Consider the following 20045-nt stretch of genomic DNA (forward strand, 5'->3'; position numbering starts at 1 on the left):
AAAGATGGGTCAGTTCAAGACCCATCTTTTTTATCGTCATATACTGAAGCGTTCAGGTTTTTCCGAGCGCACATGAATCAGAAAGATAAAAAACGTAAGGAATGAGAGTACAGCCGACAGGATAAAAACGAATCGAACACCGAGTTGATCCGCAAGAAATCCGATCAGCACAGTGCCTGATCCGAACATGACCGATACGATCGCATCCAGTGCAGCATAGATCTTCCCCATTTTTTCTTTCTTCGTGTTCGTCTGAATCAAAGTCTGGAATGAAATCTCCTTCATCTGATTGGCCATTCCGACCAATAGAGAAAGAAAGAGTGCCAGCCATGGGTATGTGTTGCAGCCGAACCAGAGTGTCACAAGTCCGGTGATGAAAAGCCCGGCCAGTGCCGCCTGCTTCAGGTTATCCTGTATGAATGAGGACCAGCGCAATCCGGCTGCCCCGCTAATCAACAGTCCGGCGAAAAAGCAAAAATTAATATACCCCCAAAAGGCAGCTCCGACATGGAGGACTTCCTGGACGTAAACATAAATGATAGCCGCGATCCAGACGACAAAAGCCAAAGATTCCATTCCGTCAATGATCGCAATCACGCGCAGGACCGGTGTACGCCAGAGTATGATCCACCCATCCCTCACCGTTTGCCATGGACTTTCCCTGGACATGGGCTTTCTCCACCGGACACGATCATCCGTATAGCTGATCATAGCCAGACTTCCCGTAGAGAGGGCGAACAGAATACCGGTCAGCCAGATCATGGATGTACCTCCCAACCAGGCGGCGAATACGCCTCCAACAGCCCAGCTGCCCATGTTGACACATTGATCAAGCATCGAGAGAAAACTGTTCGCCCTCACCAGTTTTTCAGGTACAACCAGGTTTGGAATCATGGCATTTCGTGACGGGGTTGCCCATCCGTCAAGAAAACTGATGATCGCAACGAAAAGAAAAATGCCCCAGAGGGCATCCTTTATATCCAGTGATGACAGGACCGCAAAAAAGAACAGCAGCAGGGTTTTACCAGCCTGAGAAACAACAAGCATTCGTTTCACACCTGCAGATTCGATCATTAAAGGGGCGGTGAGATCACCGGTAAACCTTGAAAGGGTGTTAACAAATGGAACAAGAGCCATCAGGAACGCTGAACCGGTGTCCGCGTAAATGACTGTCATCAGACCAACAATATAGAACACATCACCACAGTTAGCCAGCGACTGACCCATCCATAGATAACGGAATGCATGATTTTTCGTCATCAAAGTGACTCTCCTTTAAAATAGACATTCAATTTTTGAGAGATAACTTTGACGAAATCACATACTTGGTTTTTTCATTCCCCTCTGTCAGGTCTATTCTTATGATAAAGAATAAGAAAAGTATATCCAGTTCTTGTGATGAAATCAATCGTTATGGGCCGTTTTGTCGCGGGAGACGTCTTTTTCCCGCATTAAATGACGAATATGCTGCAACGACTGAAATAAAGCTTTTGTTTCGCCTGGCGATAACTCCTGTCGCCCATATCTCACTTTCTGATAACCGGTGATGAGCGGAAGACCCTGACTGTAAAGGCCGATCCGCTGAAACCATTCAGAAAGCGATTCGTTGCTGTATCTGGTACAGTGATGTTTTGCTGCCAGCTTTTGAAGCTGGAAAATGTTTTTTCTGACTGGATTCTTTGGCGGAATCAATCGTCCGAAACGTCTCCGTCTGTTTTTTTTGTCAGGATGACGGGGAGAGATAACCGACTGGACTCTGGCTGGAGTGATCGCACCGGTCAGGCGGATTCTTCTTTTTTTGAAGAGCAGAATCAAAATCAGAATCACAGCTGCAATGATGCAGGCTCCAATCAGGAAACTGTAATCATGATATGGCGGAATGTGCGCCATTTTATCCGCTCGCTCATTCATCTGGTCTGACGCGTTTGAACCATGAAATGCTTCCTGAATCCGTGCACCGGTGTCTGCCCTGGTCAGACTGTTCAGGAGGGTATTTAAACCATCAGCAATAGCGTATAATATATTTTTAAAGAAAAAGTTGAAAATAAAATCATAGATCCACACGATGACTGGTTTAAGCAGAAGTATGATGCCGGTCAGCACGCCCATGCCGAAAAGGAAGAGCAGCGTCATTCCTGGGAGAAAACGGATAGCTTTCCTCTGCTCTGTGATGATAAATGCGGTCAGGAGTAGCAGTTCCGTAAGGAGAAGAAGAAACAGAAAAGAAGAATTCGGAAAAGTAAGGAACAGGTAATAGAAAACAGACACAACTGCCGATATCAGAAACAGACGCCAGAGGAAGTGGGATGTTCTCTTCTCCAGAGCGCTCATGGAAAGGGATGTAAAAAGCAGAATAACCAGACAGCTCGCTGTCAGGGTGAAACTGAAGAGAAAGTATGCCGCACCTGCGCTGAGTGTCGAGAGAGTCAAAACGAGTGACAGCCGGATTTCTCTTTTATTCAGAATAACTCTGATTACGCCCCCCTGAACGAGTAAAAGGATCAGAAGTGGGAAAAAGACACGCCAGCCCCACACAGTTAAAGGGATCAGTACCAGACAGGTAAATGTATAACAGAATCCGATAAAACAAAGAAAAGGTAAATCAGGCAGCCGTTTAAACACTCATCTCACCTCCTGAAGCGGGCACTGTACTGAAAAATAAGGCATCTCCTTCTATATGAAGGAAAAAGACAACGTGTCCAAAGTTCAGCCATTTAAGTAAATACGGGCTGTTTTCTGATAAACGGTCCCAGTCCATGATAAAAAGGGTCTGTGGTCTGCTTAGGACCTGATCTATTGCCCGCATGGATTGATCAACAGGTGCTTTAATCTGCCATTTCTGCATAAAGGCCAGAAATTCCCACGCTTTTCTCAGCTGTGCTGTACCGTGACCTTCCTCAAGTTCAGTGATGATCTTTTTGCCCATCGGTTTGTTGTTACAGTAAATAGAATAGGAGATTTGATTTTGACAGGAAAATTTCGTCATATAAGCGGTGGCTGAAATCCGTTTTTCAAAATCATCTGTCGTTCGGTTTGCGGTGTTCCCCGGATCTGTCAGGAACACAAAACACCAGGACAGGTGAGCCACTTTTTCGAACACTTTCGTTTGCAGCCTGCCTGATCTTGCACTTGCTTTCCAGTGGATGTATCGAAATGGATCCGATGTTAAATAATCCCTCGTACCGGACGGCGCGGTATCATCATGAAAAAGTGCATGCGCGGCAGGATCAAAACCGGGATGCCGGGGGCGTAACTGGCTGACATTAGCCACCGGCAGCGGCTTCGGATAAATGATGAGTCTGTTTCTGATCAGTTCATTCGGCCTGAGCAGGACGCGACAGATATGGAGCGGGTCCTCACAGGTCAATTGAAAGGAACGAATTCTTGCCGTGCCCCGGGAGATGGCAGTGATCGGACAGGTTATGCTAATCGTTTTACCGGCGGGAATGGAAAAGGTGAAAGTGCAACTCTGTGGATGTTCATGTGTACTTTCGCGAAATTCAGCGATCGCATCAATTTCCAGTTCTCCCTGAATTGAGAAAAAAGGAAGGCGCGAGGTGTTTGTGAACATCAGCGTCAGCTCCCCATTTTCGCCAATGGACAGACGGGTGTCTGTTTTCTTGTTAATCAGCATAAGATGGCGGGTAAGATAGAGCATATATTTTTCAGATGTGTAGCCAAGCACGATAAAGAACAGCCCAATAAAGAGCAAAAACGGCATGAAACGTAAAAATCCGATGAAGAAAACAGCGACGCCAAGCAGATAGAACAGAGACTGCATCCGCCTGTTCCGATCTTCAACCGACCAGTTCATCGATGCTGTGCCCCCGATTCCACAGGAACTTCAACTTGCTCGAGTAATTGATTCAACAGTTTCTGTCTGGTTGTGTGCAGATTTCCCTCCATAGACAGGACAAGCCTGTGGGGCAGAACACAGGCTGACATCTCTTTAACGTCCTCCGGGATAACAAAAGATCTTTCTGACAGAAGTGCTTTAGCCTGAGCCGCTTTCATGAGTGCCAGTGTGCCACGGGGACTGACCCCGTTTGTAATCCACTCATGGTTTCTTGTTGCACGGACGATGTGGAGCAGGTAATCTTCAACCGTTTCATCCATTCTGATTTTTCTGGCCTCATCGTGAAGCGAACAGATCTCATCCAGTGTGAGGACCGGTTCAATAGTCTCCAGTGGCTCCTGCTCGCGATACAGATGCATCATCTGTTTTTCTTCAGCTTCAGAAGGAAAACCGGAGGATAACTGCATGAAAAAACGATCCATCTGAGCTTCGGGAAGGGAGAATGTTCCCTGGGATTCAATCGGATTCTGCGTGGCAATCACGATAAACGGAGACTTGATCGGATAGGTTTTCCCTTCAATCGTGACCTGCTGTTCTTCCATGACTTCAAGCAGGCTGGACTGCGCGCGGGGTGTTGCACGGTTGATTTCATCCGCAAGCAGCACATTCGTCATGACCGGCCCGATCCTCAGCTCAAACGTTTCGGATTTCGGATTAAAATACTCAATCCCTGTGATATCGGATGGTAGAATATCCGGCGTAAACTGGATCCGTCTGAACTGCCCTTTAATCGATTTAGCTAGTGTTTTTGCGAGCATCGTCTTCCCTGTTCCGGGAACGTCTTCCATGAGAATATGTCCGTGACAAATCAGTGCAATCATTATATATTCTACGAGCTGATCTTTCCCTGTCAGGACTTTACTTACATTATTTTTCAAATTTTCGAATGCCCGGATCATTGAATGGTCCCCTTCCTCCTGCACGCAAAGTTTCATTTATTATATCACGAATCACTGGATGAGAAAGAGCGACTGATCCCGGCTGTACGGAAAACCATGTGTTATAATTGAGAGATGAGAAATACACGGTTGGAGTGGACGTGGATGAGTTATACACCAATGATTAAACAGTATCTGGCCATTAAAGCCCAGTACCCGGACGCTTTTCTATTTTTTCGTCTCGGCGATTTTTACGAAATGTTCTTCGATGATGCAGTCAAAGCGTCGAAAGAACTGGAGATTGCTCTGACTTCGCGGAACGGGGGCAAGGATGAATACATACCGATGTGCGGCGTGCCTTATCATGCTGTGAAACAATATATAAAAGTTCTGATTGACAAAGGTTACAAGATTGCTATCTGTGAGCAGATGGAGGATCCGAAACTTGCAAAGGGCATGGTGAAACGTGAAGTCGTCCAAATGATCACGCCCGGCACGATTATGGAAGATGATTCAATCGAACCGAAGAAGAATAATTATCTTGCCGCGCTCAGTGCGTTCAGTGATGGATCAGGCGGCCTTGCCCTGTGTGATCTGACAACCGGCGAAACAAAGGTTACTCTGATTTCGACATGGGATGCCGTACTGCAGGAACTCGCTGCAAATGATGTACGTGAGGTGGTCATTGATCCTGAATTTGACTCAGAGAAGCGCAGCAGCCTGACTGAACAGATGAACCTGACGATTTCTGAGGATGCCCGGGATGAGGTTCCGGCTCAGCTAACGCCTATTACAAAAGGGATTGATCAGGAAAAGTTGCTCCGGCCACTGGGCAGATTGCTGCATTATCTTGTGACCACGCAGAAGCGCACACTTGATCATTTGCAACCGGCAGATGTTTATCATATTAATGCGTATATGATGATTGATCAGCATTCACGGCGTAATCTGGAGCTCACGCACACGAATCGGGACAAAAAAGTCTATGGATCACTGCTCTGGCTTCTGGATGACGTTAAGACGGCAATGGGGGGCAGGAAGCTGAAACAATGGATTGAGAAGCCGCTTTTGAACCAGGAGGAGATTGAGGACCGACTTCATGCTGTGGCCGCGCTGAAGACGCATATGCTGGAAAGGGAAACACTGCGCTCGGCACTCAGCGATGTGTATGATCTTGAGCGGCTCGTGGGTCGCGTCTCATTTGGCAATGTGAATCCACGTGAAGTCCTGCAGCTGAAACGGTCCCTGGATCAGATTCCTGCCATCCGCCAGACGCTTTCTGAAATTCCTGAGCCTTCCCTTAAAAAGTATAGTCAGGAAATGAACCCCTGCACAGAAATCCGCGATCTGATTAACTCGGCTATTGTCGATGACCCGCCATTCTCGACAGCAGAAGGCGGCATGATCAGAAACGGCTACGACAAAACGCTGGATACCTACCGCGATGCCACGAAAAATGGGAAGCGATGGATTGCCGAACTGGAAGCCAAAGAGCGTAAGGAGACCGGAATCAAATCACTGAAGGTCGGTTATAATCGCGTATTTGGCTATTATATTGAAGTTTCCAGGCCAAACCTGAAACTCCTGCCGGAAGGCCGTTATGAGCGACGCCAGACCCTTTCAAATGCAGAGCGCTTTATTACCCCGGAACTGAAAGAAAAGGAACGCGTCATCATGGAGGCGGAAGAAAAGCGCATCGGTCTTGAATATCAGCTGTTCAGTGATGTTCGGGCTAAAATCAAGGAACACAGTGCGGAGCTGCAGAAGCTGGCCCGCCTGGTCAGTGGCCTTGATGTCCTGCAGAGTTTTGCCTCGGTCAGTGACCGAAATGGTTATGTCGAGCCGGAGTTTTCTCATGACCGGACCCTGTCCATTTCGGGCAGTCGTCATCCAGTGATTGAAAAGGTAATGAAAAAAGGTGCCTTTGTTTCAAATGATATTCACATGGATGCGTCGAGTGATATGCTGCTGATTACCGGGCCAAACATGGGTGGTAAAAGTACCTACATGCGCCAGGCGGCACTGACTGCGATTATGGCGCAGATCGGTTGCTTTGTTCCGGCGGACAGGGCTGTACTTCCGATATTCGATCAAATCTTTACCCGAATTGGCGCAGCTGACGACCTGGTATCCGGACAGAGTACCTTTATGGTTGAGATGGACGAGGCCAGATATGCACTGACCCATGCCACACAGAACAGCCTGATCCTGCTGGATGAGATTGGACGCGGGACATCGACTTACGATGGCATTGCAATCGCTCAGGCGATAGTGGAATATATTCATGATCACATCGCGGCAAAAACCTTTTTTTCAACCCACTATCACGAGTTGACCTTTCTGGAGAACAAACTGGATAAGCTGAAAAATATCCACGTGGGAGCAATGGAGGAAAATGGAAACGTCGTCTTTCTTCACAAAGTCGTGGAAGGTCAGGCGGATAAAAGTTACGGCATTCATGTCGCAAAACTCGCCGGACTGCCTGACGACCTGATCCGACGCGCAGCTGAAATTCTTAGCGGGCTGGAAAAGGGAAATGATTCTCCGAAACATAAGCCGGTCGACGCCGGCGCCCGCCAGGAAACCGCAGTTGCCCGGGAAACTGCAGATGCAAAAGGCCCCGAGCAGCTTGCCCTGTTTCCGGAACCGGCGGGAAAGTCGAAACCGGGAGAAAAACATAGCCATAAAATAATTCGTGAACTGGAAAACCTGGATTTGCTCACAATGACACCGATGGACGCGATGAATCAGTTGTACAAGCTGCAAAAGGAAGTAAAAAAAGATCCGAAGAAATAAAGATAAGGGAAACACCGATTCAAGGAGGAACAGTGGATGGGTATCATTCAGAAACTGAGTGTGTCACTGGCAAACCAGATCGCTGCCGGAGAAGTCGTTGAACGCCCTGCATCTGTTGTCAAGGAACTCGTTGAAAATGCGATTGATGCTCAGGCAACAGCGGTTACAATTCTGATAGAAGAGGGTGGATTGAAATCCATCACCGTTCGGGACAATGGGGCAGGATTAGCACCGGAGGACTGCCGGGCGGCTTTTGAACGGCATGCAACGAGTAAAATACACAAGGATTCCGACCTCTTTCATATCCGGACCCTGGGCTTTCGGGGAGAAGCTCTGCCAAGTATTGCAGCTGTCTCTTATCTCGAGATGAAGACTTCCGACGGACAGCATCCGGGAATTCATCTGGTCCTTCAGGGGGGACATGTCATACAGTCAGGTCATACGGAAAGCCGGAAGGGGACCGAGATTAAGGTCAGCCGGCTGTTTTACAATACGCCTGCGCGTCTGAAGTATCTGAAAAGTTTACATACAGAGCTTGGGAAAATATCAGATGTGGTCAACAGGATGGCGCTTTCTTATCCGCATATTCAATTTACCCTGACTGAAAATGAAAGAACCGTTTTTCAGACGAACGGAAGCGGTGAACTCAGCCATGTACTCGCTGCCATTTATGGTGTGCGCACAGCGAAGGCTGCTGTTCCTTTTTCAGGTGATTCACTTGATTTTCATGTTGAAGGTCTGGCGGTGAATCCGCAGATCAACCGTGCCGGACGGCAATATGTCTATATATTTGTAAATGGCCGTTTTATTAAAAATTACCCGATCTTTAACAGTATTATTGAAGGTTATCATACACTACTTATGGTCGGGCGTTACCCGATCTGTGTGATTCATATTAAAATGGATCCATCACTGGTCGATGTGAACGTCCACCCGGCAAAACTTGAAGCGCGAATCAGTAAGGAGAAGGATTTGTGCACGCTTATCACAGGAACGATCCGTGAAGCATTTCACAGGCAGCGTCTGATTCCGGCTGTAGGCACAAAGATGCACCGCGAACATCCTCAAGTCGAGCAGCAGGCAATGGATTTTTCTCCTGATGTGGCCATCGGTCCGGATCTGTCCGCCTCAGGATCACCTGCTGCAGAACATTCACCGGTTTCTGAGGAGCAGCCTCCGAAAGAGACAATTTCCGGTACAGAGCGTATCGGTGAATCCATGGAGCAGTCCGGGGATCAAGTGTACCGGCGGTCGCTGCCTCAGGAAGGGGACGAAATGGAGCCTGCTTCTTCTTCTGAAGAGCCGTCAGATGAAATGAAAACTTCAAGCAGAATGCCGAAGTTATATCCGATCGGTCAGATGCATGGTACGTACATTTTCGCCCAGAATGAAGACGGTTTGTATATTATAGATCAGCATGCAGCACAGGAACGAATCAATTATGAATATTACCGGGAGAAAGTAGGTGAGAACGCCCGGGAGGTGCAGGAACTGCTCGTTCCCATGACATTTGAATTTACCCATTCTGAATATGAAACAGTCATGGAATATCACGATTATCTGAAGGAGATCGGGCTGGATTTTGAGTCGTTTGGCAATCGATCCGTTATTATCCGTTCCCATCCGACCTGGATGCCGAAGGGGAGAGAGCCACAGATGATTGAGGATATCGTTCATCAACTGATTGAAAGCGGGAAGATATCCATCAAAAAACTTCGGGAGGATCTGGCGAAGATGATGTCCTGCAAACGGGCAATCAAGGCGAACCACTATCTGAGAACCGACGAAATTCAGGCACTTCTGGACAACCTTGCTAAAGCAAAAGATCCGTTCACCTGTCCCCATGGACGCCCGGTTATCGTTCACTTCACGCCCTACGAAATGGAAAAGATGTTTAAAAGGGTACAGTAAAGGGGGCTTAAAGGGCAAAATAGATTTCTCCAGGATAGGGATCGTGACCCATCGCTTGACCCTGATTACAAACAGTATCTCGCAAATCTATTGTACAGGGAAAATTGAGCGATGGGTCTTTTTATCCCGAATGAACGGGCGGGCCCACCTCAGGGTCATGAGGATAAACGAACATGCCAGGGCGGGGGATCACTGCCCGCGGAAGTCTGATGGATTCCACTGGTTGAAGTATTACTTTATTTTCTAAGTGGTTGCCCTTAAAGGGTAAATTCAAGTCAAAAAAAAAGCACACAGTTGTGTGCTTCAAAATCCGAAAATACAGATCCTCTTACTTCCGATAATCCGCACAGTGAAGCAGTTCTTCGGCATTCCTGATACGTTCATCGGTTGGGGGGTCTACGCCGTCGAGGCGGTAACGGATACCCAGTTCATGATATTTTGCAATGCCCATTGTATGGTAGGGCAGAATTTCCACGCGTTTGACATTTGTCAAGGTCTGAATGAACGCATTTAACTTTTTCAGATCTTCATCATTATCGGTCACACCGGGAACAAGAACATGGCGAATCCATATCGGTTTACCAATAGAAGAGAGGTAGCGACACATATCGAGAATATTCTCATTCGTGAAACCGGTTAGCTTTCGGTGCTTCTCCGGGTCAATCTCTTTAATGTCTACAAGAAGCAGATCCGTGACAGTCATCAGTTCGCGGAAGAGACTGAAAAACGGTTCTTCACGGGTAAAGGGATGTCCGCTGGTATCCAGACAGGTGTGAACCCCTTCATCTTTTGCCCTGCGGAACAGATCAAGGGCAAAATCAGGCTGCAGAAGGATTTCACCGCCGCTTAATGTAATACCTCCGTCTTTTCCCCAGAAGTCACGATACTGGAGCGCTTCACTCAGGACTTCGGCTGCTGATCGCTTCCTGCCGACACGCGTTTTCCATGTATCCGGATTGTGACAATACATACACCTCATATCACAACCCTGCATGAAGACAACGAAGCGGATTCCTGGTCCGTCGACCGCACCAAAACTCTCTGTAGAGTGGATGTAACCGAGAACGCCTGGATCTCCTGATGTTTTATTTTGCTTGATTGTCATGGCTGATCATCTCACTTTTATAAAAAAAGCAGGCATCGGATCTGCCTGCTTTTCCGGCATAAGTACATTTACATACGGCTGTGGAAGGTCCGGGAAATCACGTCGTCCTGCTGTTCCTTTGTCAGGTCGGCAAAGTAGACGCAATAGCCGGAAACACGAATGGTTAAAGTTGGGTACTTTTCCGGATGTTTCTGGGCATCAATCAGTGTCTCACGGTTGAATACGTTGATATTCAGATGATGTCCGTTTTTGCGCATATAACCGTCTACCATACGGACAAGCGTATTTTTCTGAGTCTCGGAGTCAGAGCCCAGTGTGGAAGGCGTTACCGCAAAGGTATTGGAAATCCCGTCGGTTGCATAGCGATAAGGGATCTTTGCAACGGACATCAGAGAGGCGAGAGCACCACTTGTTTCAGAACCATAATAGGGATTTGCCCCGGGAGCAAATGGTTTGCCCTGCTCACGCCCGTTCGGAGTTGAACCGGTATTCTTGCCATAAACGACATTCGATGTAATCGTCAGAACAGAAGTGGACAGCTTGGCACCGCGATAAAGGTGGTGACGGGCCATCTTGTTATAGAAGGCTTTGATCAGCCAAACGGCTATCTCGTCGGCACGATCATCGTTGTTCCCGTATTTCGGGAAATCGTTATCCGCCTTATAGTCCACTGCAAGACCGTTTTCATCACGAATCACGCGGACATGACCGTATTTAATTGCCGAGATGGAGTCAACGGCAACAGAAAATCCGGAAATACCGGTCGCGAATGTCCGATCCACATGGGTATTCTTCAATGCCATTTGCGCTGATTCATAGTAATATTTATCGTGCATGTAGTGGATGATGTTCAGTGAGTTGACGTATTCATCCGCCAGCCAATCCATCATGGGATCGAATTTCTTCATGAATTCATCATAATCAATATATTCGGATGTGATCGGTTCATAAGCGGGGCCAACCTGTGCCTTTCCAATTTCATCGACTCCGCCGTTAACCGTATAAAGGATCGCTTTGGCGAGGTTAGCCCTGGCGCCGAAGAACTGCATCCCGTCGGCAACCGGCTGTGCGGATACACAGCAGGCAATCGCATAATAATCAGTACCCCACTGTGTGCGCATCAGTTCGTCGTTCTCATATTGAATGGTTGAACTGTCAATCGACACCTGAGTCGCGTACCGTCTGAAACTTTCCGGAAGTTTCTCCGACCAGAGCAGGGTGATGTTCGGTTCCGGAGAAGGCCCCATGTTCGCCAGCGTATTCAGGAAACGATAGGAAGTCTTTGTGACCATCGACCGACCGTCCATTGCCATGCCACCGATTGACAGGGTTGCCCAGATCGGGTTGCCGGAGAACAGCGAATCGTATTCAGGAGTACGGATGTAAGCGACCATCCGCAGTTTCATAGTAAACTGGTCGATCAGTTCCTGTGCTTCCTTCTCGGTTAGTACGCCGTTTTTCATATCCCGATCGATGTAGATATCGAGGAATGCATCGATCCGTCCAATCGACATGGCGGCACCGTTCTGCTGTTTTATTGCTGCAAGATAGCCAAAATACAGCCACTGAATGGCTTCACGGGTATTTTTCGCCGGTTTTGAAATATCAATACCATAGCTCGCAGCCATTTCTTTCATTTGTTTCAGTGCACGGATCTGATCCGTTACCTCTTCGCGTAACTGGATCACTTCGTTGGTCATTTCACCATCGCCGATATTTTCGAAATCTTGCTTTTTGGCTTCAACCAATCTGTCAATGCCGTAAAGAGCGACACGGGGGAAGTCACCGATCAGGCGACCGCGTCCGTAAGCATCCGGCAGTCCGGTAATAATTTTATAGTGACGGCATGCACGCATTTTCTTATCATACACATCAAAAACGCCCTGATTGTGTGTTTTGTGATATTCGGTGAATACATGTTTGATTTCAGGGTCGATTTTCAGGCCGTGTGCCTCAAGTGCTTCTTCCGCCATACGAATCCCGCCGTACGGCATCAGAGCCTTCTTCAATGGTTTGTCGGTCTGCAGGCCGACAATCTTTTCAAGACTTTTATCCAGATAACCAGGCCGGTGGGAAGTGATCGTTGAAACAACCTTTGTGTCGGCATCAAGTACTCCGCCGGCTTCGCGCTCTTTAAGTTTCAGACTCATCAGTTTATTGTTCAATGTCGTTGTTGCATCAGTGGGACCGGTCAAAAACGATTCATTACCGTAATAGGGCTTGTAATTCAGGTTAATGAAATCACGGATATCAATTTCATCCAGCCATGCGCCCTTTTGAAAGCCCTTCCAAAAATGATCATAGTCATTTTTCTCAATGGTTTTTGTCTGTAACATATGTGTCCCTCCAATTCCTGTTCTCTTACCTTTCACGATTCCATTTTAGCGTATTTTATTGAAAAAAAGCGCTTTATTAACAATAATCCACAGAATGTTCATAAATTAAAGAGCCATTTTTAGCTGACAGGCATTCGCCTTACCTTTTCTGCTTCCTTACATCTGTTGACAGGTTTTACCCATTCGTTATAATGGAGGTTATATTTGCTTTATCAGTTTAAAGCGGATGTGCAAATACAGAGAGAAAGGACAGAAAATGATGGGTGTGACAGAGAAAAAGGGCGAATCACTCAGGCGTGGACTTGAGCCGCGTCATATTATGCTGATGGCTATGGCCGGGATGATCGGAACAGGAATTTTCAAAGGAAGCGGTGATACGTTATCTATCGCCGGTCCCAGTGTGACGATTGCGTACCTGGTCTGCGGCTTAATTTTATTTATTGTCATGGTGGCACTCGCAGAGATGGCGATTGCCTTTCCCGGTCTGAACATGCAGCATTTGATGTACAAGGCGTTTGGTTTCAGAGTATCGATTATGATCGGGTGGCTGTACTGGATTAACTGGATGATTGTGACTGTTGTAGAGGTGCTTGCGGCCGGAAGCTTCCTGAACTACTGGTTTCCAGGTGTCCCCCTTTGGTTGCTTGCCGGTCTGTGTGGTCTATTTATTATCATGATTAACCTGTTTCAGGTCAGCCTTTACGGAGAGTTCGAATTCTGGTTTGCCGGCATTAAAATAGGTGCCATTATCGTATTTATTATCCTGGGTATTCTGATTTTGTTCGGGGTAATCCAGGGTCCCAACGGCCCCGCGGATCCTGTGAAAAACTTATTCGGATATGGTGGATTCTTTCCGAATGGCTTTGGAGGAATGGTCTCGGCACTTCTTGTTGTGATTTACTCTTATGGCGGGTCTGAGCTGATTGGGCTTACTGTGAACGAGGCGAGAGACGTGGAACACGTTCTGCCGAAGGTAATCAAGACTGTTGTGACTCGTGTTGCGATGTTTTATATTCTGCCGATTATCATCATATGCAGCCTGATGCCCTGGAACAGTGTTTCAGCGACTGAGAGCAGCCCGTTTGTTCAGGTATTTGAGGCGGTCGGCCTGCCGGGTGTTCCGCATTTGATGAATTTTGTTCTCCTGACAGCCGTGCTGTCTGCAGGGAACTCAGGTATTTATGCAACAACACGTACGTTATATGCAATGGCTGAACGAGGTGAAGCACCCAAATTCGCCAGAAAGCTGACCAAAAGGGGTGTACCACTTGGTGGAATAGGTCTGACTGCCGGGTTTCTTGCAGTGGGTGTTGTTCTTGCGTACCTTTCACCGAATCAGATTATCAATCAACTGATGAGTATCCCGGGGTTCACCATTTCTCTGGTCTGGATCGCCATTTGCCTTGCAGAATTGAAACTTCGGCCGAATTATGATCGTCTGCCGTTTTTCAGAATGGTGGGCTTTCCTTATATGACGATCATCGGTGCTGCAGCTTTATCACTGATTTTCATCACATTTGTTCTAAATCCGGCAAATCTGGTGGGGACACTGACATGTCTCGGAATCATGACCTTCCTGATTATTATCTCATTCTATATCCGGCCGGAGCAAAAACCTGCGACCGGCAATACCTCTTCTGATGATGATTGAAAAAAAGATGTGTTTTAATAAACGAGGCTTTCAGCTTTTTGCTGAAAGCTTCTTTCTGATTAAAAAACATAAGTTCGTATCATTAGATCAAGGGGTAATCGGATGCGAAAGATTGTTATTTAAAATCATTTGTTGCTCTAATTGCCGTTGAGTAGCATTTTTTCAGAAAAACAAATATACTGGCAGATCGTCTGCCTTGTATTTCTTCAGTTGATCATGGATAAAGGACGATATGCTGTGCTACACTTGGTAGCATACAGGAAAATCGGAAAGCAGGTTCATCAGCAGACTCATGCATAAACAGATGATTGCTGTGGTTGGCCCCACAGCTGTTGGAAAAACAAAACTGAGCATCTTTCTCGCAAAACACCTTAAAGGCGAGATTATTAACGGCGACGCTTTTCAGGTATACCGGGGACTGGATATCGGTACAGCAAAAATATCAACAGAAGAAACAGAAGGCGTCCCGCATCATTTGTTTGATATTCGTAATCCCGGAGAGACGTATTCTGCAGCAGATTACCAGAAGGATGCCCGTCAAATAATCCGGGAAATTCAAAGCAGAGGAAACGTGCCGATTCTTGTTGGCGGGACCGGTTTTTATGTAAAAAGCGCGCTCTTTGACTATCATTTTTCGAATGTCGGTTCGAATCCTGAATACCGGATGTATCTGGAGGAGGCCGAAAAAAAGAAGGGATCAGGTTTTCTTTATGAACACCTGAAATCAGTTGATCCCGACGCGGCCTGCCACATCCATCCGAATAATCTCATCAGGGTGATTCGGGCGCTTGAAGTGACCCATGAAACGGGCATTCCATTCAGCAGACAGCAAAAACAGGTTTCTGATGTGCCGCTGTTCCATGTCATGATTATTGGCCTGACGATGGCTCGCGAACTTCTTTACGAAAGGATTAATCAGCGGGTGAACCTGATGATGGGAAAAGGGTTGCTTCATGAGGTTCAGGAACTTTATGAAAAAGGCTTACGGGACAGTCAGGCGATGCAGGCCATTGGTTATAAAGAGTTTTTCCCTTACTTCGACGGGAAAATAACACTTGATCAGGCAGTCGATCAGCTGAAGAAAAATTCCAGACATTATGCGAAAAGACAGCTTACATGGTTCCGGCGGCAGATGAATGTCAGTTGGTTTGATATGACCGATGCGCTGAGTGACTTTTCCATTCAGGCGGATAAAATTCTGCAATTCGTGCAGAAAAAAATGTCGCGCTGATGATTCTTTGCAAATGATGGAAAATTAAAATATAATTATGATGTTAGGCTTTTTTCTGGCAGGATAGATTTTCATTCTTCTCAGAAAAATGATTCAATATTTTCATTTAATTATTGCAGGAAAAATTTAATCTAAAGCGAATAATTGTAGTTAGAGAGAAAAGAGGAGGAAGAAAATGAAACAGTCGATTAATATTCAGGATACCTTTCTGAATCAGTTGCGTAAAGACGGAATCTTCGTGACCGTATTCCTGGTCAGCGGTTTCCAGCTCAAGGGTAAAGTGAAAGCTTTTGATAATTTTACCGTCCTTCTGGACAGTGAGGGTAAACAGCAATTAATTTTTAAACATGCTATTTCGACATTCACCCCTTCACGGCCGGTGAATCTGACTAATCAGGAAGAATCGTAACGGAGGCTGTTCATCATATTGAAGAAAGTCGGTCAAGTCACTTTTTTCTGATCAGGCATAAATCCTCCAGCAAGATAGGAAGAGGCGGCAGCTGCTGCCTCTCTTGTTTTACATCCAATTATTTTAACGTATTTCTCCCTTCTGAATGTTCGACATGAATCATAAGATAGTTCTGTCAGCTGATTTACATAGGGCCAATCGTCATGAAATAAAACAGAAAAACAGCTGGCTGGAAAGTGAGTATGTTGCGCAACAGTGAGGGGGTTGCTCAGTGCGGGAGGCTTACACAAATATACAGAAGAGCCAGATCAACGTGATCTTTAACCAGAAAAAAGAAAATGCCGTTACACTTCCATTTCCTGTGGATGAGAAAATCAGTCATGCGCCTCTGGAGAAGATTGAAAACAGGCTCGGCAGGCTGATCGGTCTGGATGAAGTGAAACGAATGGTGAAGGAACTTTATGCCTGGCTGTATGTTTATAAAAGAAGAGAAGAAATGCAGCTCAAGGTCCGGAAACAGTCGTTTCATATGCTTTTTAAAGGGAATCCTGGAACGGGAAAGACAACGGTGGCCCGTCTGTTAAGCGATTTATTCCGGGAGATGGAGATACTGCCTAAAGGGCAGCTGATCGAAGCTGACAGGGCGGATCTTGTTGGTGAATATATCGGGCAAACCGCCCAGAAAACAAGGGTTCTGGTGAAAAAATCACTTGGTAATGTACTGTTTATTGATGAAGCATATGCGCTTGCCCGTGGCGGAGAGAAAGATTTTGGACGGGAGGCTATTGACACACTCGTTAAACAAATGGAAGATCATAAAGATGACTTTATTCTGATCCTTGCGGGTTACTCAAACGAAATGGATCAGTTTCTTGGTATGAATCCAGGCCTGTTATCACGTTTTCCTGTTATTCTGTCATTTCCTGATTTTTCAGGGAAGGAGTTACTCACTATTTCCAGACAGATGATCAGCGAACGCGAATACAGGATGACAAATGAGGCGGAGAAACGTCTGTCCAGACACTTGTATAAGGCTGCCATCCACCATGATAGCGAATTCAGTAACGGCAGATATGTACGAAATCTGATTGAAAAAATGATTCGTCAGCAGGCCGTTCGACTGGTTCGGGAAGGGACCTTCGACAGAGAGTCATTGATGACAATTCGAGCATGTGATCTTGTCATGGATGACGACAGATTATTACCCGAAACGGGCGAACCCTGACTTTATATGAAGCGAAATCAACAGACTCATTGAACAAAGTATGATAAAAAGAGGTTTATTATGGAGAATGTCATTCTCGCTTGCTGTCAGTTACCGGAAGTAACGAATGATTATTTTGAATCCTCACTTCAGGAACTGATCTCACTGACTAAGACGGCCGGCGGCCAGGTTGTATCGATACTGAAACAAAAAAGGCAGAAAATAGAACCAGCTACATACATAGGTAAAGGGAAACTGCACGAATTGTCTGCCCTTCAGAAACAGCTGAATGCGGAAACAATCATTTTTAATGGGGAGCTGTCCCCAGGGCAGCAGGGGCGGCTGAGCAGTATATTAATGGGAAAAGTACTGGACAGAACACAACTGATCCTTGATATATTTGCTATGCGGGCAAACTCACGAGAAGGAAAGCTGCAGGTTGAACTGGCCCAGCTGCAGTATCTGCTCCCGCGTCTCAGCGGGATGAGAGGTTCACTGTCCCGCCTTGGCGCGGGAATAGGAACAAGAGGACCAGGGGAGACAAAACTGGAAACAGACCGGCGTTATATCCGCAGCAGAATGAAAGATATAGCCCATCGGCTGGATATTGTTGTCAGGCACAGACAGCAATACAGAGAGAGACGCGTCACGCAAAATCAGTGCCAGATTGCGCTGGTAGGTTACACAAATGCCGGTAAATCCACACTTTTCAATCAATTAACTTTGTCTCATACTGTTGAGGAGGACAAGTTATTTGCGACACTTGATCCATTAACCAGAAAATTAAGACTTCATGAGGGATTCACTTGCCTGTTATCGGATACCGTTGGATTCATTAAGGACTTGCCAATACAACTGGTAGCTGCATTTCGTTCGACGTTAGAGGAGGTTCTGGGCGCTCATCTGATTCTTCATGTGATCGATGCGTCAGATCCGGATCTACTTCGGCAGGAACAGACAGTTCATACCCTGTTAGCTGAACTTGGTGCAGACGACATTCCGGTCCTGAACATTTACAACAAAAAAGATTTGCTGACCACTCCATTTATTGTTCCACCTGATGCACTTCTGGTATCAGCGAGAAATGTTTCAGACCGGAAACGCATATTGGCTGCCATCCGGAAAAAACTGATTCATCAGATGAAGCCTTATCGATGCAGGATACCCGCAGGTGAAGGCGGCCTGCTTCAGGAAGCAAAGAGACATTCTATTATTTTGCAGCAGCAATTTGAGGCGGAGTCGCAAACCTATGTTACCGACGGCTATGTTTTTCCGGAAACCCCCACAGGATCAAAATTGATCACCGAAATTTTTTCAGACCATGAGGAGAATGAGTAATGTTTGAAACCATGACATTTGGCAGGCAACTGAGAGAACGAACAGAGGAGGTGGAAAATGAAATACAAAAACAGCTGGACTATATTGACAGGGTTGCTCAGGAGAATCAGTACCGCGTTCTTTCCTGTTTTAAGAAAAATAAAATCAGTGATGCACATTTTAATGGAACAACAGGTTATGGTTATGACGACTTTGGAAGGGAAGGAATAGAAGCTGTCTACGCCGACTGTTTTGGGGCGGAATCCGGACTCGTCCGGTCACAGATCATCTCCGGTACACACGCGATTACAATCGCTCTTTTCGGCCTGTTAAGGCCACATGACGAATTCATATACATAACGGGGAATCCCTATGACACATTGGAAGAAGTGATCGGCGGAGGCGTTTCCGGGCATGGCTCACTGAGAGATTTTGGTATCCATTTCCGTACGATCCCGCTTAAAGATGGCCGAATCGATACGGATAAAGTGATCAGGGAAATCGGGCCTGCAACGAAAATGGTTGCGATTCAGCGTTCCCGCGGTTACAGTAACCGTCCGTCACTGACCGTACATCAGATTGGCGAAGCGATTGCCGCCATAAAAAAAGTTCATCCGGACGTGATTGTGTTTATTGATAACTGTTACGGCGAATTCACGGAGACCCTTGAACCCTGCCACGTCGGTGCAGATCTGATGGCCGGGTCGCTGATAAAAAATCCCGGTGGTGGTCTGGCAAAAACCGGGGGTTATATTGCAGGGAAGAAAAAGTTTGTAGACCTGTGTGCGGAACGCCTGACGGTTCCCGGACAGGGGAAGGAAGTGGGTCCCGCGCTTGGTGAACTTCAGAACCAGTATCAGGGGTTTTTCCTGGCTCCGCACATGGTTGCGCAGGCGTTGAAAGGGGCTGTTTTCACCGCGGCATTGATGGAAAACATGGGCATGGAGACCACCCCATCATGGGATGCGACAAGGACTGATCTGATTCAAACGGTGACATTTCATGATCCCAGCCAGATGATTGCATTCTGCCAGGCTATACAAATGGCTTCGCCGATAAATTCTCATGTCACGCCTTATCCAAGCCCGATGCCCGGCTATCAGGACAAAATCATTATGGCTGCCGGTACCTTTGTCCAGGGGGCAAGTCTTGAGCTGACAGCTGATGGTCCGATACGCCCTCCATACACGCTTTACATACAGGGCGGTCTGACCTTTGAACATGTCAAAGCAGCTCTTCTGATGGCGTGTAATCATCTTGCTGAGAGAGGATTGCTTAAAATCTGAGAATACAAGCTGTTACAATACTGTTAAATTGTTCTGTCATTACACCGTAATATAACCTTACATCC

General features: G+C 46.7%; 14 protein-coding genes. 8 read left to right on the forward strand and 6 right to left on the reverse strand.

Features of this window, described 5'->3' with window-relative positions; translation table 11 throughout:
* Positions 1–36 precede the first annotated feature (36 nt).
* From ABNN70_RS10415 to ABNN70_RS10430, 4 genes are all read right to left on the reverse strand, one after another.
* On the reverse strand, positions 37–1260 hold the full coding sequence (locus tag ABNN70_RS10415; protein WP_353947741.1) for an MFS transporter: 1224 nt from the start codon (positions 1258–1260) through the stop codon (positions 37–39).
* Between the two features lie 144 nt (positions 1261–1404).
* Positions 1405–2622: a hypothetical protein gene (locus ABNN70_RS10420; RefSeq protein ID WP_353947742.1), complete on the reverse strand. Its 1218-nt coding sequence runs from the start codon at positions 2620–2622 to the stop codon at positions 1405–1407.
* Positions 2615–3814, reverse strand: coding sequence for a DUF58 domain-containing protein (locus ABNN70_RS10425; protein ID WP_353947743.1), 1200 nt, complete (start codon positions 3812–3814; stop codon positions 2615–2617). Before ABNN70_RS10425 ends, ABNN70_RS10420 begins: the two co-directional genes overlap by 8 nt.
* Positions 3811–4755, reverse strand: a complete 945-nt coding sequence (locus tag ABNN70_RS10430) for a MoxR family ATPase (RefSeq protein ID WP_353947744.1) — start codon at positions 4753–4755, stop codon at positions 3811–3813. Before ABNN70_RS10430 ends, ABNN70_RS10425 begins: the two co-directional genes overlap by 4 nt.
* Before the next feature lie 144 nt (positions 4756–4899).
* On the opposite strand from ABNN70_RS10430, the gene mutS reads away from it, so the two are divergent.
* Positions 4900–7530, forward strand: a complete 2631-nt coding sequence (gene mutS, locus ABNN70_RS10435; RefSeq protein ID WP_129929593.1) for a DNA mismatch repair protein MutS — start codon at positions 4900–4902, stop codon at positions 7528–7530.
* 36 nt (positions 7531–7566) lie between these two features.
* A complete protein-coding gene (gene mutL, locus ABNN70_RS10440; RefSeq protein ID WP_353947745.1) occupies positions 7567–9441 on the forward strand; it encodes a DNA mismatch repair endonuclease MutL in 1875 nt (624 codons plus the stop codon).
* A gap of 328 nt (positions 9442–9769) precedes the next feature.
* On the opposite strand, the gene pflA is transcribed toward mutL, so the two are convergent.
* Together pflA and pflB are read right to left on the reverse strand one after the other, a co-directional pair.
* On the reverse strand, positions 9770–10546 hold the full coding sequence (pflA, locus tag ABNN70_RS10445; RefSeq protein WP_353947746.1) for a pyruvate formate-lyase-activating protein: 777 nt from the start codon (positions 10544–10546) through the stop codon (positions 9770–9772).
* A gap of 68 nt (positions 10547–10614) precedes the next feature.
* Entirely contained in the window at positions 10615–12882 is a 2268-nt protein-coding gene (gene pflB, locus ABNN70_RS10450; protein WP_353947747.1) for a formate C-acetyltransferase, read from the reverse strand.
* A 256-nt stretch (positions 12883–13138) separates the two neighbouring features.
* Between pflB and ABNN70_RS10455 the strand changes: the two genes are divergently transcribed.
* The 6 genes from ABNN70_RS10455 (at position 13139) to ABNN70_RS10480 (ending at position 19980) form a co-directional block, all read left to right on the forward strand.
* Complete coding sequence (locus tag ABNN70_RS10455) at positions 13139–14533, forward strand: amino acid permease (RefSeq protein ID WP_353947748.1); 1395 nt, start codon at positions 13139–13141, stop codon at positions 14531–14533.
* 292 nt (positions 14534–14825) lie between these two features.
* Positions 14826–15764 (forward strand): tRNA (adenosine(37)-N6)-dimethylallyltransferase MiaA, encoded by a 939-nt coding sequence (gene miaA, locus ABNN70_RS10460; protein WP_353947749.1) that lies wholly within the window; start codon positions 14826–14828, stop codon positions 15762–15764.
* A 175-nt stretch (positions 15765–15939) separates the two neighbouring features.
* On the forward strand, positions 15940–16173 hold the full coding sequence (gene hfq / locus ABNN70_RS10465; protein ID WP_129929587.1) for an RNA chaperone Hfq: 234 nt from the start codon (positions 15940–15942) through the stop codon (positions 16171–16173).
* 271 nt (positions 16174–16444) lie between these two features.
* Positions 16445–17398 carry an AAA family ATPase gene (locus ABNN70_RS10470; protein WP_353947750.1) on the forward strand — a complete coding sequence of 318 codons (954 nt, stop codon included), beginning with the start codon at positions 16445–16447 and terminating at the stop codon, positions 17396–17398.
* 60 nt (positions 17399–17458) lie between these two features.
* Positions 17459–18715 (forward strand): GTPase HflX, encoded by a 1257-nt coding sequence (hflX, locus tag ABNN70_RS10475; protein ID WP_353947751.1) that lies wholly within the window; start codon positions 17459–17461, stop codon positions 18713–18715.
* Positions 18715–19980 (forward strand): methionine gamma-lyase family protein, encoded by a 1266-nt coding sequence (locus ABNN70_RS10480; RefSeq protein WP_353947752.1) that lies wholly within the window; start codon positions 18715–18717, stop codon positions 19978–19980. Before hflX ends, ABNN70_RS10480 begins: the two co-directional genes overlap by 1 nt.
* The last annotated feature ends 65 nt before the right edge of the window (positions 19981–20045 follow it).

The organism is Sporolactobacillus sp. Y61 (assembly GCF_040529185.1).
Lineage (GTDB): Bacteria > Bacillota > Bacilli > Bacillales > Sporolactobacillaceae > Sporolactobacillus.

Coding starts and splice junctions, on each gene's coding strand:
- ABNN70_RS10415 (WP_353947741.1), bottom strand. CDS start 1,260: ATGACGAAAAATCATGCATTCCGTTATCTATGGATGGGTCAGTCGCTG.
- ABNN70_RS10425 (WP_353947743.1), bottom strand. CDS start 3,814: ATGAACTGGTCGGTTGAAGATCGGAACAGGCGGATGCAGTCTCTGTTC.
- ABNN70_RS10430 (WP_353947744.1), bottom strand. CDS start 4,755: ATGATCCGGGCATTCGAAAATTTGAAAAATAATGTAAGTAAAGTCCTG.
- mutS (WP_129929593.1), top strand. CDS start 4,900: ATGAGTTATACACCAATGATTAAACAGTATCTGGCCATTAAAGCCCAG.
- mutL (WP_353947745.1), top strand. CDS start 7,567: ATGGGTATCATTCAGAAACTGAGTGTGTCACTGGCAAACCAGATCGCT.
- pflA (WP_353947746.1), bottom strand. CDS start 10,546: ATGACAATCAAGCAAAATAAAACATCAGGAGATCCAGGCGTTCTCGGT.
- pflB (WP_353947747.1), bottom strand. CDS start 12,882: ATGTTACAGACAAAAACCATTGAGAAAAATGACTATGATCATTTTTGG.
- ABNN70_RS10455 (WP_353947748.1), top strand. CDS start 13,139: ATGATGGGTGTGACAGAGAAAAAGGGCGAATCACTCAGGCGTGGACTT.
- miaA (WP_353947749.1), top strand. CDS start 14,826: ATGCATAAACAGATGATTGCTGTGGTTGGCCCCACAGCTGTTGGAAAA.
- hfq (WP_129929587.1), top strand. CDS start 15,940: ATGAAACAGTCGATTAATATTCAGGATACCTTTCTGAATCAGTTGCGT.
- hflX (WP_353947751.1), top strand. CDS start 17,459: ATGGAGAATGTCATTCTCGCTTGCTGTCAGTTACCGGAAGTAACGAAT.
- ABNN70_RS10480 (WP_353947752.1), top strand. CDS start 18,715: ATGTTTGAAACCATGACATTTGGCAGGCAACTGAGAGAACGAACAGAG.